This is a genomic window from Mesorhizobium sp. M8A.F.Ca.ET.181.01.1.1 (genome assembly GCF_004792025.1).
Taxonomy (GTDB): Bacteria; Pseudomonadota; Alphaproteobacteria; order Rhizobiales; family Rhizobiaceae; genus Mesorhizobium.
On record NZ_SRTV01000022.1, the window covers coordinates 1 to 24,288 of the forward strand.

Consider the following 24,288-nt stretch of genomic DNA (forward strand, 5'->3'; position numbering starts at 1 on the left):
AAGCTCGTCCGCCGCAGCGCCGCGCCAACCAAACCGCTTGGCGCTGCGGCGGATGCATAGGGGGAGAACTGTTACCTATGTATCCGGTTCAATCTGTTACCCATCTATCGGCTGGACACCGGCAGGCAGGTGAGGGGCAGCGCTAACGTTCGGCGGCTCCAACCGAACCGGTCGCTGCAATCACCCCCAGATCATCAGCGCCACCAGCCCGACGACGCCCACCACCAGCCGCCACCAGCCGAACAGCGAGTAGCCGTTGCGCGAGACGTAATCGAGCAGGAGGCGCACCACGAACAGCGCCGTGACGAAGGCGGCGACGAAGCCGATGGCGATGATCGGCAGGTCGGCCGAGGTCAGCACGTTGCGGTTCTTGAACAGGTCGAAGGCGAAGGCGCCGACCATGGTCGGGATGGCAAGGAAGAAGGAAAATTCCGCCGCCGCCCGCTTGTCGACGCCCAGAAGCAGCGCTCCGACGATGGTCGAGCCCGAGCGTGACGTGCCGGGGATCAGCGACAGGCACTGGAACAGGCCGATCTGCAGGTAAAGCCGGGTCGGAAACCGCTCGACGTCGCGATAGACGGGCTTGAGGTTCATGCGGTCGACCACCAGCAGCACCACGCCGCCGATGATCAGCATGATGCAGATCAGTCGTGGCGATTCGAACAGCACCGTCTTGATGAAATCGTGCGCCAGCGCGCCGATGATCGCGGCCGGCAGGAAGGCGATGAGGATGCCGATGACGAAATGCCGCGTCAGCCGGTCATGCGGCAGGTCGAGCAGCATCTGCCACAGCCGCCGGAAATAGACGCTCAGGATCGCCAGGATGGCGCCGAGCTGGATCAGGATCTCGAAGGCCTTGCCGGTCGACTGGAAGCCGAGGAAATGGCCGGCGAGCAGGATATGGCCGGTCGAGGACACCGGTATGAATTCGGTCAACCCCTCCAGCAGGCCGAGCAGCAGGGCTTCGACGATGGTCTGGCTTTCCATTTCTACCTCGGCATTGGCGTGATGGCTAACGGAATGGCTTGCTTGTCATGGCGCCGAAGTGCCCCTATAGGTCGCAACACCCCTGACGGCCCGCAAACCGGGCGGCCAAGACTTACCGGTGCGCCCGGCGATTCGCCAGTCCACACTCGTGCGCTTTATCATCGCGGAACCATGCTGACGCTTTTCCACCATCCCATGTTCGCCACCTGCCGCTTCGTCCGCCTCGCCTTTGGCGAGTATGGCGAGGAGCTGGCGCTGATCGAGGAAAAGCCGTGGACGCGGCGCAAGGAGTTCCTGGCGCTGAACCCGGCTGGCACGCTGCCGATCCTGCTGGCCGAAGGTGACGTGCCGATCATCGGCGCGACGGTGATTTCGGAATATCTCGACGAGACGCGCGGCGTGCTGAAGCGCGACAAGCGGCTGTTCGCCGAGGATCCGATGCAGCGCGCCGAAATCCGCCGGCTGATCGACTGGTATCTCAACAAGGCCGAAAGCGAGGTCACCCGGCACCTGGTGCGCGAACGCGTGCTGAAGCCGGTGATGCCGGAAACCGCGGGCGGCGGCTCGCCCGATTCGGGCGCTATCCGCGCCGCGCGCGCCAACATCCGCCAGCACATGAAATACACCAACTGGCTGGCCGGCACCCGCCACTGGCTGGCCGGCGGCAGGGTCACCTATGCCGATCTCGCGGCCGCCGCGACGCTGTCGGTGCTCGACTATCTCGGCGAGATCGACTGGCGCGAACACCCCGCCGCGCGCGAATGGTACACGCGGGTGAAGTCGCGGCCTTCGTTCCGGCCGCTCTTGACCGACCGCGTGCGCGGCCTGTCGCCGGTGTCGCACTATGCGGACCTCGACTTCTGACGCGGCAAAACTGCGTGCGCTGATCGACGCGGAGGCACGGCGCGCCGGCTTCGATGCCGTCGCCGTCACCACTCCCGATGCGATCCCGCTGGCGCCGGCGAGACTCGCCGAATTCGTCGCCGATGGCTTTCACGGCTCCATGGACTGGATCGCTGAGACGATTGCGCGCCGCAGCGAGCCCTCCACGCTTTGGCCCGACGTGCGCTCGATCGTCGTGCTGGCGATGAACTACGGGCCTGACCGTGACCCGCGCGACCTGTTGTCGAAGCACGACCGTGGCGCGATCTCGGTCTATGCGCAAAACCGCGACTATCACGAGGTGATGAAGGGCCGGCTGAAAGAAATCGCCGGCAAGATCGTCGCACGCGCCGGCGGCGACGTGAAGGTGTTCGTCGACACCGCACCCGTCATGGAAAAGCCGCTGGCCGAGGCAGCAGGGCTGGGCTGGCAGGGAAAACACACCAATCTGGTCAGCCGCGAGCACGGCTCCTGGCTGTTCCTCGGCACCATCTTCACCACGGCCGAACTGGCACCCGACGAGGCCGAGATCGACCATTGCGGCTCTTGCCGCGCCTGCCTCGACGCTTGCCCGACCGACGCGTTCCCGGCGCCTTATAGGCTCGATGCGCGGCGCTGCATCTCCTACCTCACCATCGAGAATAAGGGGCCGATCCCGCATGAATTCCGCGAGGCGATCGGCAACCGCATCTATGGCTGCGACGACTGCCTCGCCGCTTGCCCGTGGAACAAGTTCGCCAGTGCGGCTTCGGAGGCCAAGCTCGCCGCGCGCGACGATTTGCGCGAGCCTGCGCTCGCCGACCTTTTGACCCTCGACGATGCTGCCTTCCGTGCCTTCTTCTCCGGCTCGCCGATCAAGCGCATCGGCCGCGACCGCTTTGTCCGCAACGTGCTGATCGCCGTCGGCAATTCCGGCGAGGGCGCGCTTGCCGGCATCGTTCGGGATCTGCTCGGCGACGCCTCGCCGCTGGTGCGGGGCGCGGCAATTTGGGCGCTGGCGCGGCTGGTGCCGGAAACCGAATATGCCGAACGGGCCGCGAACGGCCTGGAAACCGAGGATGACGCTATGGTGCGCGACGAATGGCGCCTGGCGCGGCCAACCAGGACGCATGCATGAGCGAAAAGCGGATCTTTATCTTCGGCGCCGGCTATTCGGGCAAGGCTTTTGCCCGCGCCAATACAGGGGCCGCCACCATCTTCGGCACGACACGCTCCGAGGAAAAATTCGATGCGCTGCGCCAGGCCGGCATCGCCCCGCTGCTGTTCGACGGCAAGTTGACGAGCGACATCGGTGAAGCCCTGGAGAAAACCACCCATCTGGTGATCTCGGTCGCCCCGGAAGACGCGGGCGATCCTGCGCTGAATGCCGCCCGCGAGGCAATCGCTGGGATACCTGACCTGAAATGGATCGGCTATCTCTCGACCGTCGGCGTCTATGGCGACTATGGTGGTGCCTGGGTCGATGAAACGGCCCAATGCCGGCCGGTCTCGAAGCGTTCGGTCATGCGGGTCGAGGCCGAGCAGGCCTGGCAGAAGCTCGGCCGGGAAATCGACCGGCCGGTGGCGATCCTGCGGCTCTCCGGCATCTACGGTCCGGGCCGCAACGCGCTGGTCAATCTGGAGAACGGCACCGCGAGGCGGCTGGTCAAGCCGGACCAGGTGTTCAACCGCATCCATTGCGACGACATATCAGGCGCGCTCTGGCATCTGATCGTCGGCAATAGGGGTGGCATCTTCAACGTCACCGACGATGAGCCGGCACCGCCACAGGATGTCGTCGCCTATGCCGCATCGCTGATGGGGATCGAGGCGCCGCCCGAAATTCCCTTCGAGACCGCCCAACTTTCGCCCATGGCGCGGTCCTTCTATGGCGAGAACAAGCGGGTCGCCAATGCAGCGCTCAAGGCGGCGGGCTATCGGTTTCGCTTTCCCGACTACCGCGCCGCTTTCGACCATATGTGGGCAAGCGGCGACTGGCGCGACGGCGCGCCGCGCAGCCCGATGAAGGGACAAGCAATTCCAGGAAAAGTGTGAAACGGTTTTCCGTCCGGAATTGCGCTAAAGGGTTAGAGCGATCGAAGCGTCGCATGTTGCGTGCTATGATTCGGGCTTGGGGTTTGGTGGGATCCGATTTCATGAAGACAGCGACGCGGTCGTCTTTTGGCAAGAGATCACTGCTGGCGGCCGCCCTTGGCTTGCTTGCCCTGACCGGTCTCGCGCAGCCGGCAGCGGCCGAGGAGCGGGCGAAAGACCTGTTCGGTGCGGAGAAGCTGCCGACGGCCACCGCCCCGCAATCCTTCGGCTTCTATTCCAAGGGCTGTTTTGCCGGCGGCGTCGCCATTCCGATGGATGGCCCGACCTGGCAGGTGATGCGGCCTTCGCGCAACCGCCGCTGGGGCCATCCGGCGTTGATCGCGCTGATCGAGAAACTGTCGCGCGATGCCGTCGCCGATGGCTGGCCGGGCCTGCTGATCGGCGACATCGCGCAGCCGCGCGGCGGCCCGATGCTGACCGGCCACGCCTCGCACCAGATCGGGCTCGATGCCGACATCTGGCTGACACCGATGCCCGACCGCACGATGACCAGGGCGCAGCGCGAAAACATGAGCGCCACGCTGATGGTCGACGACAAGACCCATCTGGTGAAGGACGCGCTGTGGACGCCGGCGCACACGGCTTTGCTGAAGCGCGCGGCGAGCTACCCGCAAGTCGAGCGCATCCTGGTCAATCCGGGCATCAAGAAAAAGCTCTGTGACACGGTCAAGGGCGACCGTACCTGGCTGCGCAAGATTCGGCCGTTCTGGGGCCACGACTACCATTTCCACATGCGCATCGGCTGCCAGCCCGGTTCGCCCACTTGCAAGGGGCAGGAAGCGACGCCCGATGATGATGGCTGCGGCAAGCCGCTAGCCTGGTGGTTCACGCAGGAACCCTGGCGGCCCAACAAGAACCCCGATGCGCCCAAGGCCCGCGACCTGATGACGATGGCCAACCTGCCCAGGGAATGCCGCGCCGTGCTCGACGCGCCTGGGCCTGCCTCGGCGGAGGCGGCGACCTATCATGGCGGCGCCGTGCCGGTGGCGGCCGCCGCACAAGAGCCGGAAACGCCCCCCGAGCCGCCGACTGTTGCATCAGGGGCTGCTCCGCTACCGGCGGAGCTGAACGCGTTTACCGCCACGCCCGATGTCGGCGTGCCGGTGCCGAGGCCAAGGCCACGGGGTTGACTCGGCAATCCTTGATCAGACGATCTATCGGCGAGGTCGGCGCCGCCCCTCATTGTCCTGCCGGACATTTCTCCCCGTATGGTGACGGGGAGAAAGGGCTGATTGCACCGTCGGCGTTTTTCCAGCAGCGCTGGTGATTGGCGAAATCATCGGCGCCAGCCCCCCTCTCCCCGTCACTATACGGGGAGAGGATGCCGGCAGGCAGGTGAGGGGCAGCGCCAGCGCTGGACAAATCGGGCAAGTGCGCGATCCAACCTAAACCGATTGTTATGAACTCAACCCAAGCAGCTTTCCCTTTTCAAACTCATGCGCTAGTCAACGGATGAACGGCAGTGGCCGTCGGGGCGCCGAAGACGGACGAGAGCATGCCAAGCACAGCAGATGACGAGACTTTGCTGCGGTTTCCGATCCTGATCGGCGATATCGGCGGCACCAATGCGCGCTTTTCGATCGTGCTCGACGCCAATTCCGAGGCCGGCGAGCCGACCATCGTCCAGACCGCCAATTACACCACCATCGACGAAGCGATCCAGGCGGCCGTGCTCGACCGCTCCTCGGTTCGGCCCAATTCGGCGGTGCTGGCGGTTGCCGGTCCGGTCGACGGCGACGAGATCGAGCTCACCAACTGTCCCTGGGTGGTCAAGCCGAGGCAGATGTTCGCCAATCTGGGCTTGAGCGACATCGTCGTGCTCAACGATTTCGAGGCGCAGGCGCTGGCCGTCGTCGCGCTCGGCGAAGAGCATATGGAAAAGATCGGCGGCGGCACGCCCGAGCCCAATGCCGGCCGCGTGGTGCTCGGTCCGGGAACCGGTCTCGGCGTCGCCGGGCTGGTCCACGCGCTGCATCACTGGATTCCCGTACCCGGCGAAGGCGGCCATATGGACATCGGGCCGCGCACGCCGCGCGATTTCGAGATCTTCCCGCATATAGAGAAGCTCGAGGGGCGCATTTCGGGCGAACAGATTCTGTGCGGACGCGGCCTCGTCAACGTCTACCGCGCGGTGGCCAAGGCCGACGGCAAGCCATCGCCCTTCGCCACGCCGGCCGAGGTCACCGCCGCGGCGCTGGCCAAGACCGATCCGGTGGCGCAGGAAGCGCTGGAGACCTTCGTTACCTGTCTCGGCCGTACCGCTGGCGACCTTGCCTTGGTGTTCATGAGCCGTGGCGGCGTGTTCCTCACCGGCGGCATCGCGCAAAAGATCGTGCCGGCGCTGAAGGAGGGCAATTTCCGCGCCGCCTTCGAGGACAAGGCGCCGCACAGCGCGCTGATGCGCACCATGCCGGTCTATGTCATCACCCACCCGCTGGCAGCCCTTCTCGGCCTTGCCGCCTATGCCAGGAACCCCTCGCTGTTCGGCGTCCAGACCTCGGGCCGGCGCTGGCGCGACGAAGTTAGTCACCCCAAGGCATAGGCAAGCCGGCTGCTTGGCGTTAATAGGGGGGCCGAATGCCCGGCCACGGGAAGCGGAAACCGACAAAAGCCCTCTGATTTGACACTTCAAACTCCAAACAAGCTGAAAGCCCGGCCCGGCGAGGTCACAGCGGTGCTGCGCCGCATTCTCGCTGAGAACAGCCACGACTATCGCTGGACCTATGTGATGGTCATCACCTGCTCGCTGATCGTTTCGGGCACGACCGCCTTCACGGCCTGGATCATGGCTCCGATGGTCAACCAGATCTTCTACGAACGGCGTGGCGATGCGATCGTGTGGATCTGCGCCGGCTTCATGGCGGCCTTCCTGCTGCGCGGCTTCGCCGGTTACGGCCAGGCGGTGGCGCTGGCCAAGATCGGCAACAATCTGGTGGCGCGCTACCAGAAGCGCATTTTCGATCACCTAATGAAACTTGGCGTCGGCTTCTTCAACGACACGCGCTCCGGCCGGCTGGCGGCGCAGGTCAACGAGAACGTCGGCGGTATCCGCGACCTGCTGTCGTTGACGCTGACCTCGATCACCCGCGACGCGGTGACGTTGATCGGCCTTCTCGGCGTCATGGTCTACCAGGATCCGGTTCTGTCGCTCAGTTCGCTGCTGATCGGGCCACCGCTGATCTGGGCCGTCGTCTATCTCACGCGCCGCGTGCGGCGCATCACGCGCGAATCCGTGCTGATCAATTCGCGGCTGATCGGTGCCGTGCAGGAAGCCACGCAAGGCATCGCCATCGTCAAGGCCTTCACCATGGAGGACGAGCTGGCGGGCCGCATCGGCAAGCTCGCCAGCGACGCCGAACAGCGCTCCAACAAGATTGCCCGCGTCTCCGAACGGCTGGCGCCGATTTCCGACATGCTGGCCGGCCTCGCCGTCACCTCCGTCATTGCCTATTCCGGGTACCGGGCGCTCGTTCTCGGGCAGCCGCCGGGCGCGGTGTTCTCGTTCATCACCGCGCTGATCCTGGCCTATGACCCGGCGCGGCGTCTGGCGCGAATGCAGGTCGGCATGGAGCGGGCGCTGGTCAACGCGCGCATGATCTACGAGCTGCTCGACCTCGAGCCGAAGCAGGGCGACGCCCCGGATGCCACGCAGGCAAACTTCACCACGGGCGAAGTGCGCTTCAACAACGTGTCCTTCCGATATGTCGAGGAGGCGCCTGTCCTCCAGGGTCTGAGCTTCGTGGCCGCCGCCGGCAAGATGACCGCCGTCATCGGCGCATCGGGTGCCGGCAAGACGACGCTGGTGGCGCTGCTGCAGCGCTTCTACGACGTCGAGAGCGGCACGATCACGATCGACGGCCAGGATATCTCGCAGGTCACCAAACAGTCGCTGCGCGGCTCGATCGCCTATGTCTCGCAGGCGCCCTACCTGTTTGAAGGCACCATCCGCGACAATATCCGCTATGGCCGTCCATCGGCTACCGATGCCGAGATCGAACAGGCCGCGCGACTGGCCGCGGCCGACGAGTTCATCCGCCAGCAACCGCAAGGCTATGACACGCCGGTCGGCGAGAATGGCGCCACGCTCTCCGGCGGCCAGCGCCAGCGCGTATCGATTGCCCGCGCCATCGTGCGCCAAGCCCCGATCCTGCTGCTCGACGAGGCGACATCGGCGCTCGACAACGAGGCCGAAGCCCGGGTCCAGCAGGCGCTCACCAAGGTCATGGAAGGGCGCACAACCATCGTCATCGCGCACCGCCTCTCGACCGTGGTCAATGCCGACCACATCATCGTGCTGGAGCAGGGCCGCCTGGTCGAGGAGGGTACGCACGCCTCGCTGATGGCCGACCCGCACAGCGTCTATGCCCGTTTCCACCGCATACAGGGCGTCAAGGGCCTGGGGCTTGTGGACGACAGCGCGCCGGCCGAGACTTCGGTCCAGGAATTAGAGACCCAGAACATCGCCGGGAGCACGGCATGAGCGAAACATCGGCAACGTCAGGCGAGCCGGCAAGCGATATGGGCCTTGTGGTGGTCGGCGCGGCCGGCCGCATGGGCCAGACGCTGATCCGCGCCATCCACGCCATTCCGGGCGCCCGCGTCATCGGCGCGGTCGAACGCGCTGATTCGCCCCATCTGGGCAAGGATGCAGGCGAACTGGCCGGCGTCGGCCGCATCGACGTGCCGATCGGCAGCGATCCGCTGCCGGTCTTTGCCAAGGCCGATGGCGTGCTCGATTTCACCACCCCGGCCTCGACGGTCGCGTTCGCCGGCTACGCGGCGCAGGCGCGCATCGTCCATGTCATCGGCACGACCGGCTGCTCGGCCGACGACAATGCGAAAATCGCTGCCGCCGCGCGCCACGCGACCATCGTCAAGTCGGGCAATATGAGCCTCGGCGTCAACCTGCTGGCGGTGCTGGTCGAACAGGCGGCGCGGGCGCTCGATGCTGACGATTTCGACATCGAGATCCTCGAAATGCACCACAGGCACAAGGTCGACGCGCCGTCGGGCACGGCGCTTCTGCTCGGCGAGGCCGCAGCCGCCGGGCGCGGCATCGCCCTTTCCGGCAATGATGTGCGTTCACGCGACGGCCATACGGGTGTGCGAAAAACCGGCTCGATCGGCTTTGCCACGCTGCGCGGCGGCTCGGTGGTCGGCGACCACAGCGTGATCCTGGCCGGCACCGGCGAGCGCATCACCCTGTCCCACCATGCCGAGGACCGCGCCATCTTCGCCCGCGGCGCGGTCAAGGCCGCACTGTGGGCGCGGGGAAAAAAACCGGGCCTTTACTCAATGCGGGACGTTCTTGGGCTTGCCTGAAACGACCCTGAACCATCTTCGTCTCACGCAAGTCCTGTAGGAAAGCCGCTACGCACCTTTCCTGGAATTGCCCAGACCCCAGAGGAGCAAAAATGTCGAGAACCCTTGTGCTCGTACGCCACGGCCAGAGCGAATGGAACCTGAAGAACCTGTTCACCGGCTGGCGTGATGTCGACCTGACCGAGCAGGGCCATGCCGAGGCCAAGGCCGCCGGCCAAAAACTCAAGGCGCGCGGCCTGAAATTCGACATCGCCTTCACCTCCGCGCTGGTCCGGGCGCAGAAGACGTGCCAGCACATTCTCGACGCGGTCGGCCAGAGCGACCTGCAGACCATCCGCGACCAGGCGCTCAACGAACGCGACTATGGCGACCTCTCCGGCCTCAACAAGGACGACGCGCGCCAGAAATGGGGCGAGGAGCAGGTGCATGTCTGGCGCCGCTCCTACGATGTGCCGCCGCCCGGCGGCGAAAGCCTGAAGGACACCGGCGCCCGCGTCTGGCCCTACTATCTGCACGATCTGCAGCCGCACGTGCTGCGCGGCGGCACCGTGCTGGTCGCCGCCCACGGCAATTCGCTGCGCGCACTGATCATGGCGCTGGACGGCAAGTCGGGCGAGGAGATCGTCAAGCTGGAGCTCGGCACCGGCGTGCCGGTCATCTACACGCTCAACGCCGATTCGACCGTGGCGTCGAAGGAAGTGCTGGAGGGCTGACGGGCAGTTATTTGCGCCAATTGGGAACGTGGCGCCGCCCCTCACCTGCCTGCCGGCATCCTCTCCCCGTATAGTGACGGGGAGAGGGGCGATGTCATCGGCGATTTCGCCAATCGCCGGCGTTGCAAAAAGGGCGCCAGCGTTGCGGCTGGCTTCTTTCTCCCCGTCACTGTACGGGGAGAAATGCCCGGCAGGGCAATGAGGGGCGGCGCTGACGCTCGAAACTGAGCCGGCGAGCATCAGCCCTCGAAAAAAGCGCGTTGACAGCAATCGCTTGCCCGCTTATTGAGCCCGCACCAGCCCAGATGGCGGAATTGGTAGACGCGCACGGTTCAGGTCCGTGTTCCGCAAGGAGTGGAGGTTCGAGTCCTCTTCTGGGCACCAAATTCCCGTTTCGAACCAAATGTTCGGTTCAGAAATTTTGAGAAAAGCCCGGTTCGCCCGGGCTTTTTTCTTGCGCGATGACCTCGCCTCCTGGCCAGTCCCGAACAAACCGCTTCAAACCGCGCGCCCGCTTCGCTACGCTCGCAACCATGTCTCAATCCAGCACCGCGATCTTCGGCGCCCGCCGCGACCAGGCCTTCCCAACGCTGGCCGAGGCGGACATTGAACGCATGCGCCGGTTCGGCGAGGCCAGCGCCTATGCCGCCGGCGAGCCCATTTTCGAGGCCGGAAATGTGTCCCCGGGGCTGATCGTCATCCTGTCGGGCAAGGTGGACATCACCCAGGACGGCAAGCTCGGCAGGCGCGAGACGATCGTCACCCATGGCCCTGGCAGCTTCGTCGGCGAGCTGGCGCAGCTTTCGGCCCGTCCCTCGCTGGTCAATGCCGAGGCCGCCGAGGCGGTCGAGGCGTTCGTCATTTCCTCGCAGAGGCTGCGCGACCTGATGGTGCAGGAGGCCAATCTCGGCGAGCGTATCATGCGGGCGCTGATCCTGCGCCGCGTCGGGCTGCTCGAGAGCGGCACGATAGGTCCCATCATCGTCGGGCCGGCCGACAATGGCGATGTCCTGCGCCTGCAGGGGTTTCTCGCGCGCAGCGGCCAGCCCCACCGCGTGCTCGATTCCAAAACCGATCCTTGCGCGAAGACCCTGTTCGAGCACTTCAATGTCGATCCGCACCACCTGCCGGTCGTGCTGTGCCCGAACGGCAGGCTGCTGCTCAATCCCGCGGAGAAAGATCTCGCCCGCTGCATCGGCCTGCTGCGGCCGGTCGACGCCAGCAAAGTCTATGACGTCGCCATTGTCGGCGCCGGGCCGGCCGGGCTGGCGGCGGCGGTCTATGCGGCCTCGGAAGGGCTGTCGACCATCGTGCTCGATTGCCGCGCCTTTGGCGGCCAGGCCGGCGCTTCCGCGCGCATCGAGAACTATCTCGGCTTCCCCACGGGCATTACCGGCATGGCGCTGATGGCGCGCGCCTACAACCAGGCGCAGAAATTCGGCGTCGAGATGGTCATCCCCGACGAGGTGAAGCTGCTCGGCGCCGCCACTGGCGGCGCGCGTTACCAGCTTGCGGTCGGCGACGGCGAGACGGTGCGCACGCGCTCGGTGGTGATCGCCAGCGGCGCGCGCTACCGCCGCCTCGATGTCGCCAACCTCGCCGAGTTCGAGGGCACGTGCGTGCATTATTGGGCCTCGCCCATCGAAGCACGGCTTTGCGGCGGCCAGGAGGTGGCGCTGGTCGGCGCCGGCAATTCGGCCGGCCAGGCGGCCGTCTACCTGGCCAGCCATGTCAGTAAGGTGGCGCTGCTGGCGCGTGGCGGCAGTCTCGAGGCCTCGATGTCGCGTTACCTCGTCGAGCGCATCAGGGCGCAGCCGAACATCGAGGTGCTGACCGGCGCCGAGGTCGAGGCGCTGGACGGCGAGGAAGGCAATCTTGCCACTGTCCGCTGGCGCGACCGCTCGAGCGGCGCGGTGACGACGCGCCCGATCCGCCATCTCTTCCTGTTCATCGGCGCCGATCCGAACACCGATTGGCTCGCTCAATCCGACGTGGCGCTGGATGCCAGGGGTTTCATCCGCACCGGATCGGACATAGCATCGGCGCATGGCGTGATGGAGACGAGCCGCAGCGGCGTGTTCGCCATCGGCGACGTGCGCTCCGGGTCGGTCAAACGGGTCGCGGCTGCCGTAGGCGAAGGCGCCCAAGTGGTGGCGGCATTGCATGCATTTCTTGCGCGGGAAGGCAGCCATGCCGACGCGCCTCAACCGGTGGGGAGAGTGTGATGGCTGACGAGTGCAGACACGCGGCTGATGTCAAGGACGTGACGCCGAGCGCGCTTGGCTGCGAGGAATGCCTGAAGAGCGGATCGTGGTGGGTCCATCTGCGGCTCTGCCGCACCTGCGGTCATGTCGGCTGCTGCGACGACTCACCCAACCGCCACGCCACCAAGCATTTTCACGCCACCAGCCATCCCGTCATAGAGGGCTATGACCCGCCGGAAGGCTGGGGCTGGTGCTATGTCGACGAAATCTTTCTCGACCTCGGCGACCGTACCACTCCGCAGAACGGACCGATCCCGCGCTTTTACTGAGCGCCCGGAGAGCCGGGAAAAAAGCGGGTTCGGCCTGATTTACCGCACCGACCCGGTAACCGTTCGGTCGACATCGGGAACCGACTTGCGATCGTTGCCGGCGAGCGCGGCGATGAGCAGCAGGCTGGCCACAACGGGGACAAACAGTACGGCAATACGGGCCTGCACATGAAGAATGGCGCGCCATTCGCTGCGCTTGTCGGGGCTGTTGCTCATCATACTCACTTTGCCATGGACCCCCCGGAGGTCACATAGCGGTGAACGGTTAAGCAACTCCTTCCGGAAGCGTTAACGGGGGCCGCTCAAGCCTGAGATCAGCCGAGCCCGATCCGCCTGGCGCCTTGCCGGAACAGCGCCTCGGCGTCGGGCTCGAAGCGGAACGTGCCGATGAAGTCGTCGGCGCGGTAGTCCGGCAACGTCTTGCGGATGGCGGCGGCGAAGCCGCGTGCCTCGTCGAGCCGGCCGGCAAGCGCCAGGCAGTGCGCGGCGATCGCCAGGATGATGGTATGGGCATTGGGTCGCGCCGCCGCCTTCAGCGCCCATTCGGCCGCCTCCTCGAACTGGCCGAGCCGGACATGCGACATGGCGCGCGACCCCAGCATGCCGAACAGCAGCGGGTCGAAGGGGCTGAGATGCCGCGAATGGTCCGACGAGCTTATCGCCGCCCGCGGGTCGCCCGATTGCGAGTGGACGAAGGACAGCGCGTAATGGCCGAGCGCGAAATTCGGGCTGAGATCCACGGCCCGCCCCAATTCGGAGAGCGACCCGTCCTGTTCGCCGCGCAGCCACAGCGCCCGCCCCATCGCCCGCGGCCGGATTGTGGTCGTCGACCAGCAGGCTCTGGCCGGCGCTCTCGAAGGCCAGCGCGCTTTCGCGGTCGCGGTCGCCCCAGCGCTGGAAGGCGTTCTGCCAGTGGGTGAAGGACAGGCCGGCATAGGCGCGGGCGAAGGTCGGATCGAGCTGCAAGGCCGTGGCAAAGAAATGCCGCGCCGTTTCGTTCTCGGCTTGGGTGAAACGGTACATGTGCCAGAGGCCGCGGTGATAGGCCTCCCAGGCATTGAGCGAGTTGGGCGCCTTCAGCAGGGCGCGGTTGCGCTCGACCGTTTCGATCTCGGCCGAGATCGACGACACGATGCTGTCGCCGATATCGTCGAGCACGGCGAAGATGTCGTCCGGCCGGCGCTCGAAGGTCTCGGCCCAGACGATCCTTGCCGTGCGCACCTCGATGAGTTCGACGCTGACGATAAGACGGCCCGAGGGGCTGCGCACCGTGCCGGTGGCGACATAGTCGACCTTCAGCCGGCGGCCTGCCTCCTCGGGCGCGATACCCCTGTCGGCCAGCGCGAACACCGATCCGCGCGCGATGACGAAGAAATCCCGCAGCTTGGCGAGACGGGTGATGATGTCGTGGGTGAGGCCGTCGGCCAGCCCACCGCGCGGGCCGGATTCCTCGACGAACGGCATCACTGCCAGCGATGCATGGCTCGGCTCGACCGGGCCAGGGTCGCTCGGGGGCGCCAATTGCGCCGCCGTGGACCGGCAGGCCGGCTGGACCCGCGGCGGCTGCTCGTCACGGATCGTCCGCCAGGCTGACCGGAGCGGCGCGAAATCCAGGTCTTCCGATTGGAACAATCGTGCCGCCGCCGCCAAGTGCTTTTCGGCCGCGGCGATCTCGCCGCGCCTGGCGAGGCTCGCCAGCAGCGTCGCATGCGCGCGCCCGTCGAAAGGCGCGAGTTCCACCCATCTGTCGAGATGCGCGATCGCCTCGTCGCAGTCCGCTGGCAGGCTCGCCACGAGCTGTTCCAGCACCGCCGCGTGGATGGACCGGAAGCGGCGGCGCTGGCCGATCAGCCAGCTGTTGAAGTGCGGGCTGCGTTCGAGCTCCAGGCCTTCGAGGAAATCGCCGGCGAAGAGTTTTGCCAGCGCTCGCAACCGCTCCGCATCGAGCGCGTCGATCCCCTGCGTGGCGGCGTGGCCGATCTCCAGTACATCGACGAGGCAGCCGCTGAGATCGAGCGAGACAGTATCGTCTTGCGAGCGGACACGGCGCCGCTCCGGCGTGTCGAGAGCGCCGCGCAACTTGCTGAGGCACCAGCGCAACTCGCCGCGCGGATCGTTGGGCACATCCCACAGAAGCTCGCACAGGCGGCCGCGCCCTACCGGATGTGGCGCCAGCACCAGATAGGCAAGCAGCGCCCGCAGCTTGCGCGACGCCGGCAGTGCCATCGGCACGCCGTTATGCGTGATCGTCAGCGGTCCGAGCAGCCGCACCGACAGGCACGGCATGCCGCCGTCCTGTCTCGATGGTGCGGATTCCACGTCCGTTTCCACGCCTGCTCCCACGCTGGCCTGTCGGCCTTTGCTCTATCACCAAACACGACATGGCGCATCCGGTGGCGAATTTCGCGCCAGCCGCGCTCATTGCCGCATCGCCGGCAGGTCAGTCCTAGCGCGGCAACGTCTCGAAACCTCGCCGCCCAACGCGCCGGTTTGTAACCGGCCCGTGAAGATGAACACGATCGAGGAGTCAACGATGTTGAACAAACAGAAAATCAGGACCACCTCCGGGCGCGGCCGCCTGTTCGACAGCATTCTCGACACGGTCGGCGACACGCCGGCGGTGCGCATCAACAATCTCGCGCCGGCCCATGCGACCATCTATGTCAAGGCCGAGTTTTTTAACCCGGCAGCCTCGGTGAAAGACCGGCTGGCGCTCAACATCATCGAGGAAGGCGAACGCAGCGGCGCGCTGAAGCCCGGCCAGACCGTGGTCGAGGCGACCAGCGGCAACACCGGGATTGGCCTCGCCATGGTCTGTGCGCAAAAAGGCTATCCGCTGGTCGTCACCATGGCCGACAGCTTTTCCGTCGAGCGCCGCAAGCTGATGCGCATGCTCGGCGCCAAGGTGGTGCTGACGCCCCGCGCCGAAAAGGGCTTTGGCATGTACAAGAAGGCGGTCGAACTGGCCGAAGCCAATGGCTGGTTCCTTGCCCGCCAGTTCGAGACGGCCGCCAATGCCGCGATCCACGAAGCGACGACCGCGCGCGAGATCATCAACGATTTCGCCGGCTCGCGGCTCGACTGCTTCGTCACCGGCTATGGCACCGGCGGCACCGTCGTCGGCGTGGCGCGCGTCTTGCGCCGCGAACGGCCCGATACCCGCATCGTGCTCTCCGAGCCGGCCAATGCGCAACTGATCGGCAGCGGCAAGGCGCAGCCGCGCGGTGCCGATGGCGCTCCCGCCTCCAGCCATCCGGCCTTCGAGCCGCATCCCGTCCAGGGCTGGACGCCGGACTTCATCCCCAATGTCCTGCAGGAAGCGATCGACGCCAGCCTCTATGACGAGGTCATGCCGATCGCTGGGCCGGAGGGCATCAAATGGGCACGGGCGCTGGCCCAGAAGGAAGGCATCTTTACCGGCATTTCCGGCGGCGCCACCTTCGCCGTTGCGCGCCAGGTCGCCGAGAAGGCGCCGGCCGGATCGGTGATCCTGTGCATGCTGCCCGACACTGGCGAGCGCTACATGTCGACACCGTTGTTCGACGGCATCGAGGCCGAAATGGACGCCGGCGAGATGGCGCTGTCGCGCTCGACGCCCGGCTGCCAGTTCCCGGCGGCTTGACGGGGGGGTGTCATGGACGTCGCGCACGAACAACTCGACATGGTGGTCGAGGAAACGCTCGACCCCGCCGACTGGGCCGATGTGCAGGCCCTGTCGCATCGGGTCGTCGATGATGCCGTCGACTATCTGCGCGAGCTGCGCGACCGCCCCGTATGGCGGGAGATGCCCGGCCAGGTGCGGGACTTTTTCACCGCCCCGTTGCCGCGGTCGCCGGCGCCGCTTGCCGCTGTCTACGAGGACGTCTCCCGCACCGTGATGTCCTATCCCATGGGCAACACCCACCCGCGCTTCTGGTCCTGGTACATGGGATCGAGCAACTTCACCGGCGCGCTCGGCGATTTCCTGGCGGCGATCCAGGGCTCCAATCTCGGCGGCGGCAACCATGCCGCCGGGCTGATGGACAGCCAGGTGGTGAACTGGTGCAAGGAGATGCTCGGCTTTCCGGCATCGGCCTCGGGCACGCTGGTCAGTGGCGGCTCGATGGCCAACATCATCGGCCTGACGGTGGCGCGCAATACCAAGGCGGGCATCGACGTGCGTGAGCACGGCGTCGCCGCGATCGAAAGACCGCTGCGCTTCTACGGCTCGGACCAGATCCATTCCTGCCACCGCAAGGCCATGGAAGCGCTCGGCCTGGGCAACCGGGCGCTGCGCCGGATTGCGACCGACACCGGGCTGCGCATCGACATATCGGCCCTGCGCAGCGCGATATCGGAGGACCGGGCAGCCGGGTTCAAGCCGGCCTGCGTCATCGGCAATGCCGGCACGGTCAACACCGGGGCGATCGACGACCTCAAGGCGCTAGCCAAACTCGCGCATGAGGAGGGCCTGTGGTTCCATGTCGACGGTTGCATCGGCGCGCTGATCGCCATCGCGCCTGATAACAAGCATCGCGTCGCCGGCGTCGAATGGGCCGATTCGATCGCGCTCGATCCGCACAAATGGCTGCACGCGCCCTTCGAGGTCGGCTGTGCGCTGGTCAGGGATGCCGCCGCGCACCGCCGGACCTTCGCGGTGACGCCCGAATATCTGGAATCGACGCCGCGCGGCCTGGCCTCCGGCGAATGGCTGCACGACTATGGCCTGCAGACCTCGCGCGGCTTTCGCGCCCTGAAAGTGTGGATGGCGTTGAAAGAGCATGGCGTCGAAAAATTCGGCCGCCTGATCGACCAGAACATCGCGCAGGTCTCCTATCTGGCCGGGCTGATCGAGGCCGAGCCTTCGCTGGAGCTGGCGGCGGCCCCGACCATCAACATCGTCTGCTTCCGCTACCAGCCCGGTTTGGCGAGCGAAGCGCTGAAGGCGCTCAACACCGAGATCATGCTGCGGCTGCAGGAGCAAGGCATCGCGGCACTCTCCGACACCACCGTGCATGGTGGGCACTGGCTGCGCGTGGCGATCACCAACCATCGCACCCGACGTGACGATCTCGATCTGCTGGTGCGTGAAGTGGTGAGGCTCGGGCGTGAGATCACTACGCAGGGCCCGGTGTCTTCCTAGTTCCGGGCGGCCGTGCGAACCTGCCCGCGATGATTCGGGGGAGGTCGGCGGTGACGCTGTTTCGCATGGTTGCGCTGGCGGCACTGGTCCTGGCCAATTCGGCCGAGGCCGCCGACATGGCCTTCTTCATCAAGAACCTGCGCAAGGAAGGGGTCGCGGTCGAGCTGTTCAGCCGCGACCGCGAGACCGTCTGGCCGGGCAACGACAAGGTGTTTCTCGTCGATCCGGGCTCGCAGAAATCAGTGCCGATCTCCTGCAATCAGGGCGAACGCATCTGCTATGGCGCCTGGGTCGAGGGCAATGACAAGATTTCCGCCGGCGTCGGGCCGGACAACGACCAGCCTTGCGATACCTGCTGCTTCATTTGCGTGGAACACACGACAGAGACGATCGACCTGGTGCCGTGATCAGGGATCTCGTGCAGGCGGTTATTCCGACGCGTCAGTCTGGAAGGCCGGCCTTGTGGAAGCCCTCGATGAAATGCGCGCGCGTCGCGTCGTCGCGGAAGGGCTCGGTCCAGACCCAATGGCTGGTGGTGAAATGCGGGTTGCCGACGAGGAACAGCTCGACCTCGGCGCGCGCCTCGTCGAGCCGGCCAAGTTGCGCAAGGCTCGCCGCCAGGAAGCGGCGTGAACTGGTGCGGTAGGTCTCGTCCCGGCGCAGCGTCTCGATGGCTGCTTCATAGTCACGCGCCGCATATTGCGCCTGGCCGAGCGTCAGATAGTACCAGCTCGCCGGAAACGGGTTCAACCGGAACGCCTTGCGAATGTGCTCAAGGCCTTGCTCGACCCGCCCGGCGAGCGTCGTTATATCGGACAATGTCGCCCAGGCGTCGGCCTCGTTGGGGTCGAGTTCGAAGGTTCTGGCGAATTCGGCATCCGCCTCGGTGAAATCATGCTCATAGGCAAGCAGATTGCCGAGCACCCAGTGGCAGCCGGCATCGTTGGCATCGATCGCGACCGCCTTGCGCGCCAGATCCAGGGCAATGCGGCGGTTGGGGTCGACCGGCGCGCCCCAATGCACCCATCCCATCCAGTGGTTCATGGCGAGCCAGCGATAGGCCTCGGCGTAGCCGGGATCGAGCGCGACCGCGCGCGTCAGCATCAGATGCGCTTCCCGCGCCGTCTGCGGCGAATCGTCGATCAGCTTGCGCGCCCGCACGCACAGATCGTAGGCGTCGAGATTGCGGGGCCGGTTGCGTGGCGGCGGCGCGCGCAGCCGGCCGAGCAGCGCCTCCACGATCTTGGCGGTCACCTCGTCCTGGACGGCAAAGATATCGTCCAGGCCGCGGTCGAAGCGTTCCGCCCACAGATGATCGCCGCTCGCCGCGTCGACCAGCTGCGCGTTGATGCGCACGCGCCCCGCATCGCGCCGCGCGCTGCCCTCCAGCAGATAGCGGACGCCGAGTTCCCTGGCGATCTCGCGCACGTCCATCGCCTTTCCCTTGTAGGCAAAGGTCGAATTGCGCGCGATGACGAACAGGCCGGAGATCCTCGACAGGTCGGTGATCAGGTCTTCGGTCAAGCCGTCGCAGAAGGCGTCCTGCCCGGCATCGTTGCCGAAATTGACGAAGGGCAGCACCGCTATCGATGGCTTGTCAGGCAGCGGCAACGGCTTTCGCTTCGTGCCATTGAGGTGTTCGACGGCCGCCGTGAAACGGTAGCCGACGCGTGGAACGGTGGCGATCCATTCACCGCTCCCCTCACCCGCAATGCCGGGCGGGCCAAGCAGCTTGCGCAGTTGCGCGATCTGGACGGTGAGGTTGCCTTCCTCGACGGCCGTGCCGGGCCATGCCGCGTCCATCAATTCGGCCTTCTCGAGGATTTCGCCGGATCTTGCGACCAGCGCCGCGAGCAGCTTCAGCCCGCGGTGGCCGATGGCCACGGGGACATCGTTCCGGAGCAGCGTTCCCGCACCGGAATCGAGCACGAACGGGCCAAAGGCAAAGCGCTCTCCCTGCATCGGCGCATCTATAGAGCAATTCGAGGCAAAACGCGAAGCGGAGAAGCGTGTAGCGCTTTGCCAGGGAATTGCGTGAAAACAAAGCGTTAGACGCCGGTTTGGAACTTTTGAGAACTATTTGGGAGGGTTTAATTACGGCAGCGTTCGTATCCGGCAGAATTCAACCTCTTTCAGCTCGAGGGCCCTCAAGTCCGGCCCCACGGAGGTTGTCATGAACCATATCCTCGCTTCGGTCCCGCAGGCACTGCGGCCGGGAATGCCCGCAAGTTCCACGCACGCGCCGCGTCGGCGCTACAGCCTGGCGAGCTTGCGAAACACCATCGCTGCCTGGCGCGAGCAGGCACACTTTCGCTGGCAGCTGAAGCAGATGGCGCAAGCCAATCCGCATCTGATCGACGACATCGGCTTGACGACACGGCAGGTCGAGGAAGAGATCGCCAAGCTGCCCTTCTGGCAGCGATAAGGCGACCAAGCTGCCCTTTTGGCAGCGATAAGGCGAAATGCCGCGATGATTTGGCAGGGATTGCCGGCATCATCCCTTTAGCGCCGGCCCGCGTCATGCCATGATCCCCCATCGGCCGTGGGGGCCGATTCTACATCGGGGGTTTCCATGTCTTTCACATCCGCGCGCCGGCTTGCCGCCGCGTTTTCGCTTGCCGTCCTGCTTGTCCCAGCCGCCCATGCCGGCGACGTCACCTTCGCCGTCAAGAACAGCCACCCCAATGCCATGCGCCTCGAGCTCTACAGCCAGGACCGCGACTATGTCTGGCCGGGCGATGGCAAGGATTTCTATCTCGACGACGGCGAGACCAAGCAGCTGCCGATTTCCTGCAATGAAGGCGAATCGATCTGCTATGGCGCCTGGGTCGACGGCGACGAAGGCACCTATTGGGGCGTCGGCCCCGGCAACAAGGAAAAATGCGAGGATTGCTGCTATACCTGCAGCGGCGGCGAGACCGAGGAGATCGATCTGGTCCCCTGACCGGTTTGCCAGCTTGACGGTTTTCCTGCTGGGAGCCATAGCCTGTCCAAATACCCAAGGCACGCCGCGTATTCAGGCGCGGCGTGCTCCAGGCAAACAGGGAGCACGCCAGTGGCCGGCACGGTCGAAAGCGACAAGATCGACGTCGGATTTTCCGGCAAGCGCTGCATCCATTCGCGCAATTGCGTGCTGGGCGACCCGCATGTCTTCGTGCCCAATGCGCCGGGCCAATGGATCCATCCCGAGGCGGCCAGCGTCGAAAAGATCGTCGCGCTGGCCGAGAACTGCCCCTCGGGCGCCATCACCTATGTGCGCAAGGATGGCGGGCCGCAGGAAAAGCCACCAGTGGTCAACACCGTGCGGCTACGAGAAAATGGTCCGCTGGCGGTGCATGCCGAGATCGTGCTTGGTGACGAGACTTTTTATCGCGCCACGCTCTGCCGCTGCGGCGCCTCGCAGAACAAGCCGTTCTGCGACAACAGCCACATCAAGGCGGGCTTTGCCGCCACCGGCGAACCGGCGCTGAAGGACACGCCCGCGCTGGAGACCCGTGACGGGCCGCTGAAGGCGACGCCGACCCCCAACGGTCCGCTCAAGCTCGAAGGCAATGTCGAGATCGTCACCGGCACCGGTCACACGGTCGACCGCACCACCAAGGTCTTCCTTTGCCGCTGCGGCCATTCCGCGAATAAACCGTTCTGCGATGGCAGTCATAAGAAGGTGGGGTTTGTGGGATAGGTGAGTAGCCAATCTCCCCCCTCGTGGGGGAGATGTCCGGCAGGACAGAGGGGGGCGCCGTAGAGCGCTGCCTCCAACACGCAGCGAATAGTGCAATGCCTCATACGCCTTTGCCTCCAAGACATCGCGCAAACGCCAGATCGATGCGCAAGGTCACGACACCAGCTGAATTGAAGCTGTGGAACGAGCTTCGCGCACTGTTTGATGGGGCTTGGCTTCCGCCGGCAATTTCCAATCGCCGGCTACATTGTCGACTTTGCTTGTCCGGAGAAGAAACTTGTCGTCGAAGTCGATGGCTCCCAGCATGCGGACCCAATCACCGGCGACCAAGCCAGGACATCGCGCCTGGAGCAAGACGGCTGAATCGTTCTGCGCTTCTGGAACGACGACGTCATTCGCGACATCGATAATGTGTGCCAGCATATTGTTATGGCGGCCGGGCTTGGCTGATGCTGCCATAACCGCGGCAAGGTCGGCGGGACAGCGCCCCCCTCTGTCCTGCCGGACATCTCCCCAACGAGGGGGGAGATCGCTTGTGGCCCATCTCTCCCGGCTTTATCCGCAAGCCCGTATCCGCTAAGGGCAGGCAACCAAACAATCTGCCCGGACCCCGCCCCAAAATGACCAAGCCAAAACCTCTCTTTCTCGGCATCGACACCGGCGGCACCTACACGGATGCCGTGCTGTGGTCCGAGACCGAAGGTCCCCAGCAGGGAGCGAACAAGGGCAAGGTGCTGGCCAAGGCCAAGGCGCTGACCACGCGGCATGATCTGGCCGTCGGCATTTCTGGCGCCGTCGATGCGGTGCTGGAGAAAGCGGGCACCGATCCGGCTGACATCAAGCTGGTCTCGATGTCGACGACGCTCGCCACCAACGCACTGGTCGAGGGTCAGGGCGGCCGGGTGGCGCTGGTCATGATCGGCTTTTCCGAGGCCGATCTTGCCCGCGATGGCTTGAAGACCGCACTTGGCACCGACCCGGTGGTGTTTTGTCCGGGCGGCCATGATGTGCATGGCAATGCGGCAAAGCTCGATCTGTCCGGACTGGAGGCGATGCTGCCGGAACTCGGCGCCTCGGTGTCCGGCTTTGCCGTCTGCGCCTATTTCGCCACCCGCAATCCCGCGCACGAGATCGCCGCCCGCGAGCTGATCCGCGACAGGACCGGCCTGCCGGTCACGGCAAGCCATGAATTGTCGGCCAAGCTCGGCGGTCCGCGCCGGGCGCTCACCACGCTGCTCAACGCCAGGCTGATCTCGATGATCGACCGGCTGGTGGCGGCGACCGAGGGCTTTCTCGCGGCGCGCGACATCGCCGCGCCCCTGATGGTGGTGCGTGGCGATGGCGCGCTGGTTTCGGCGGCGTTTGCCCGCCAGCGGCCGATCGAGACGATCCTCTCGGGTCCCGCCGCCAGCCTCGTCGGCGCCCGCCACATGACCGGGCTCGACAATGCGGTGGTGTCCGACATTGGCGGTACCACCACCGACGTCGCCGTGCTCGATGGCGGCCGGCCGCGGCTCGATCCGGAAGGCGCCACCGTCGGTGGCTTCCGCACCATGGTCGAGGCGGTCGCCATGCGCACTTTCGGCCTCGGCGGCGATTCCGAGGTGACGCTGGAGGATGGCGCGCTCAACCCGAAAATCCTGCTCGGGCCGCGCCGCCTGGTGCCGCTGGCGCTGGCCGGCATGGCGCATGGCGAGGCGGTGACGGCGGAGCTCGAACGCCAGTTGCGCGCCCCCAACACCGGCCGCATGGATGGCCGCTTCGCGGTCCGCACCGGCGTGCCGGACCGGCTCGCGGCGGGGCTGACCGTCCCGGAGGCGAAGCTCTACGAGGCGATCGGCGCGACGCCGCTTGCCCTCGACAGGCTGCTGACCTCGAACGCCCAGAATGCCACCCTGAACCGGCTGGTCTCGCGCGGGCTGGTGCATATCTCAGGCTTCACGCCATCGGACGCCGCTCATGTGCTCGGCAAGCAGGCGAACTGGGATGTCGCCGCCGCCCGCCTTGGCGCCGAACTGTTCGCCCGCAGGCGCGATGGCCGTGGCCAGCCGATCGCCGCATCACCGGAGGTGATTTCGGAACGCGTGCTGGTGACGCTGACGCGCTGGTCGGCCGAATACATCCTGGAAACCGCCTTTGCCGAGGACGGGCTCGATGGTGCGGCCACCGTGGCGCACGCGCTGGTGCAGCGCGCCGTCGATGCGCATCCAGGCATCGCTCGCCTCAGCGTCGCGCTCGACCGTCCCGTCATTGGGCTGGGCGCTTCGGCCCCTCTGCATTACGCCGGTCTGGCGCCCTTGGTCGGCAATGACTGCGTGGTGCCCCGGGATACCGATGTCGCCAACGCGCTCGGCGCCGTCGTCGGCCAGGTCAGGGTTTCGGCCGAGGCCCGCGTCAGCCAGCCCAAGGAAGGCCTGTTCCGGCTTGCCTCGGGCGAAACGGTGCGCGACTTTCTCGACGAAGCGGCGGCGATCGCGGCCGCCGAGGCCGACGTGCGGGCGATTGTCGCCCAACGCGCCCGCGATGCCGGCACCGACAGCGCCGAGATCGAGGTCGCGACGGAGTTCCGTGTCTCGACCGTCGAAGCGCAGCGCATGTTCATCGAAGCGCATGTGGTGGCGGTGGCCTCGGGCAGGCCAAGGATCGCGGTTTAGATTCAGGTGAGGCCGGCCTGCAAATGGCGGCGTCCTGCGCTTCCGGTGCTCACGTCCCTTAAGTACGCTCCGCTCCGGTTCTCGGACGCCACCATTTTCGACTCGGCCTGACCTGAATCCTGCGCCTTCGTCATCCTAGGGCGGAGCGGGAGCGAAGCGACGTTGCGGAGACCCTAGAGCGTTTCATGTTTTGACGGAAGCGTATCCGGCGTTTTCGAAGTAGTTCTTGCATTCGGCTGCCTCGATGGTTTCGACGAGGTGGCCGATGTGACGCCAAGTTTCCTCGACGGTGCGTTTCT

Annotated in this window: 20 protein-coding genes, 1 tRNA gene and 3 pseudogenes; 19 read left to right on the plus strand and 5 right to left on the minus strand. The window is 65.8% G+C overall.

Translation table 11 applies throughout. From position 1 onward, the window contains the following. Window positions 1–180: 180 nt before the first annotated feature. Complete coding sequence (locus tag EN824_RS32825) at window positions 181–987, minus strand: undecaprenyl-diphosphate phosphatase (RefSeq protein ID WP_135862880.1); 807 nt, start codon at window positions 985–987, stop codon at window positions 181–183. A 171-nt stretch (window positions 988–1,158) separates the two neighbouring features. Between EN824_RS32825 and EN824_RS32830 the strand changes: the two genes are divergently transcribed. From EN824_RS32830 to EN824_RS32890, 11 genes are all read left to right on the plus strand, one after another. Beyond that, the gene (locus EN824_RS32830; RefSeq protein WP_015314714.1) at window positions 1,159–1,851 is read left to right on the plus strand and encodes a glutathione S-transferase family protein; all 693 of its coding nucleotides are present in this window, start codon (window positions 1,159–1,161) and stop codon (window positions 1,849–1,851) included. Then, entirely contained in the window at window positions 1,832–2,986 is a 1,155-nt protein-coding gene (gene queG, locus EN824_RS32835) for a tRNA epoxyqueuosine(34) reductase QueG (RefSeq protein ID WP_135921778.1), read from the plus strand. The genes EN824_RS32830 and queG overlap by 20 nt, the downstream gene beginning before the upstream one ends. Then, window positions 2,983–3,903, plus strand: a complete 921-nt coding sequence (locus EN824_RS32840) for an SDR family NAD(P)-dependent oxidoreductase (protein WP_135933130.1) — start codon at window positions 2,983–2,985, stop codon at window positions 3,901–3,903. The genes queG and EN824_RS32840 overlap by 4 nt, the downstream gene beginning before the upstream one ends. A 101-nt stretch (window positions 3,904–4,004) precedes the next feature. Next, window positions 4,005–5,093 (plus strand): penicillin-insensitive murein endopeptidase, encoded by a 1,089-nt coding sequence (mepA, locus tag EN824_RS32845; protein WP_135933131.1) that lies wholly within the window; start codon window positions 4,005–4,007, stop codon window positions 5,091–5,093. Between the two features lie 365 nt (window positions 5,094–5,458). Next, window positions 5,459–6,505 carry a glucokinase gene (locus EN824_RS32855; protein ID WP_135933132.1) on the plus strand — a complete coding sequence of 349 codons (1,047 nt, stop codon included), beginning with the start codon at window positions 5,459–5,461 and terminating at the stop codon, window positions 6,503–6,505. Between the two features lie 78 nt (window positions 6,506–6,583). After that, complete coding sequence (locus EN824_RS32860; RefSeq protein ID WP_135933133.1) at window positions 6,584–8,443, plus strand: ABC transporter ATP-binding protein; 1,860 nt, start codon at window positions 6,584–6,586, stop codon at window positions 8,441–8,443. Then, window positions 8,440–9,285: a 4-hydroxy-tetrahydrodipicolinate reductase gene (dapB, locus tag EN824_RS32865; RefSeq protein ID WP_135933134.1), complete on the plus strand. Its 846-nt coding sequence runs from the start codon at window positions 8,440–8,442 to the stop codon at window positions 9,283–9,285. The genes EN824_RS32860 and dapB overlap by 4 nt, the downstream gene beginning before the upstream one ends. Before the next feature lie 92 nt (window positions 9,286–9,377). Then, entirely contained in the window at window positions 9,378–9,998 is a 621-nt protein-coding gene (locus EN824_RS32870; protein WP_127279288.1) for a 2,3-bisphosphoglycerate-dependent phosphoglycerate mutase, read from the plus strand. Between the two features lie 299 nt (window positions 9,999–10,297). Next, window positions 10,298–10,382: transfer RNA gene (locus tag EN824_RS32880), tRNA-Leu, on the plus strand. Between the two features lie 149 nt (window positions 10,383–10,531). Continuing rightward, complete coding sequence (locus tag EN824_RS32885; RefSeq protein ID WP_135933135.1) at window positions 10,532–12,223, plus strand: cyclic nucleotide-binding domain-containing thioredoxin-disulfide reductase; 1,692 nt, start codon at window positions 10,532–10,534, stop codon at window positions 12,221–12,223. After that, window positions 12,223–12,531 (plus strand): UBP-type zinc finger domain-containing protein, encoded by a 309-nt coding sequence (locus EN824_RS32890; protein ID WP_127871103.1) that lies wholly within the window; start codon window positions 12,223–12,225, stop codon window positions 12,529–12,531. Before EN824_RS32885 ends, EN824_RS32890 begins: the two co-directional genes overlap by 1 nt. 39 nt (window positions 12,532–12,570) lie before the next feature. Here EN824_RS32890 and EN824_RS32895 read toward each other — a convergent pair whose 3' ends face one another. Both EN824_RS32895 and EN824_RS32900 read right to left on the minus strand, forming a co-directional pair. Then, window positions 12,571–12,747 (minus strand): hypothetical protein, encoded by a 177-nt coding sequence (locus EN824_RS32895; RefSeq protein ID WP_168247798.1) that lies wholly within the window; start codon window positions 12,745–12,747, stop codon window positions 12,571–12,573. Window positions 12,748–12,845: 98 nt separating this feature from the next. Beyond that, window positions 12,846–14,817 (minus strand): annotated as a pseudogene (locus EN824_RS32900) (BTAD domain-containing putative transcriptional regulator). 247 nt (window positions 14,818–15,064) lie between these two features. Between EN824_RS32900 and EN824_RS32905 the strand changes: the two are divergent. The 3 genes from EN824_RS32905 to EN824_RS32915 are packed head-to-tail and all read left to right on the plus strand — an operon-like array spanning window position 15,065 to window position 18,060. Continuing rightward, a complete protein-coding gene (locus tag EN824_RS32905; protein WP_135933136.1) occupies window positions 15,065–16,153 on the plus strand; it encodes a pyridoxal-phosphate dependent enzyme in 1,089 nt (362 codons plus the stop codon). A 12-nt stretch (window positions 16,154–16,165) separates the two neighbouring features. Beyond that, window positions 16,166–17,653 carry an aspartate aminotransferase family protein gene (locus EN824_RS32910; RefSeq protein ID WP_135933137.1) on the plus strand — a complete coding sequence of 496 codons (1,488 nt, stop codon included), beginning with the start codon at window positions 16,166–16,168 and terminating at the stop codon, window positions 17,651–17,653. 50 nt (window positions 17,654–17,703) lie between these two features. Continuing rightward, complete coding sequence (locus EN824_RS32915) at window positions 17,704–18,060, plus strand: hypothetical protein (protein ID WP_135883849.1); 357 nt, start codon at window positions 17,704–17,706, stop codon at window positions 18,058–18,060. A 34-nt stretch (window positions 18,061–18,094) separates the two neighbouring features. On the opposite strand, the gene EN824_RS32920 is transcribed toward EN824_RS32915, so the two are convergent. Beyond that, window positions 18,095–19,615 carry a winged helix-turn-helix domain-containing tetratricopeptide repeat protein gene (locus EN824_RS32920; RefSeq protein ID WP_135933138.1) on the minus strand — a complete coding sequence of 507 codons (1,521 nt, stop codon included), beginning with the start codon at window positions 19,613–19,615 and terminating at the stop codon, window positions 18,095–18,097. Window positions 19,616–19,826: 211 nt separating this feature from the next. Here EN824_RS32920 and EN824_RS32925 point away from each other — a divergent pair, with 211 nt between their 5' ends. The 5 genes and pseudogenes from EN824_RS32925 (at window position 19,827) to EN824_RS32945 (ending at window position 23,989) form a co-directional block, all read left to right on the plus strand. Further along, complete coding sequence (locus tag EN824_RS32925; RefSeq protein ID WP_135933139.1) at window positions 19,827–20,078, plus strand: DUF1127 domain-containing protein; 252 nt, start codon at window positions 19,827–19,829, stop codon at window positions 20,076–20,078. Window positions 20,079–20,225: 147 nt separating this feature from the next. Continuing rightward, the gene (locus tag EN824_RS32930) at window positions 20,226–20,597 is read left to right on the plus strand and encodes a hypothetical protein (RefSeq protein WP_135933140.1); all 372 of its coding nucleotides are present in this window, start codon (window positions 20,226–20,228) and stop codon (window positions 20,595–20,597) included. A gap of 111 nt (window positions 20,598–20,708) precedes the next feature. After that, entirely contained in the window at window positions 20,709–21,335 is a 627-nt protein-coding gene (locus EN824_RS32935) for a CDGSH iron-sulfur domain-containing protein (protein ID WP_135883846.1), read from the plus strand. A 95-nt stretch (window positions 21,336–21,430) separates the two neighbouring features. Next, window positions 21,431–21,785 (plus strand): annotated as a pseudogene (locus EN824_RS32940) (endonuclease domain-containing protein). Window positions 21,786–21,955: 170 nt separating this feature from the next. Next, entirely contained in the window at window positions 21,956–23,989 is a 2,034-nt protein-coding gene (locus EN824_RS32945) for a hydantoinase/oxoprolinase family protein (RefSeq protein ID WP_135918038.1), read from the plus strand. Window positions 23,990–24,172: 183 nt separating this feature from the next. Here EN824_RS32945 and EN824_RS32950 read toward each other — a convergent pair. Next, a pseudogene (locus EN824_RS32950) lies at window positions 24,173–24,288 on the minus strand (IS630 family transposase); the annotation flags it as partial.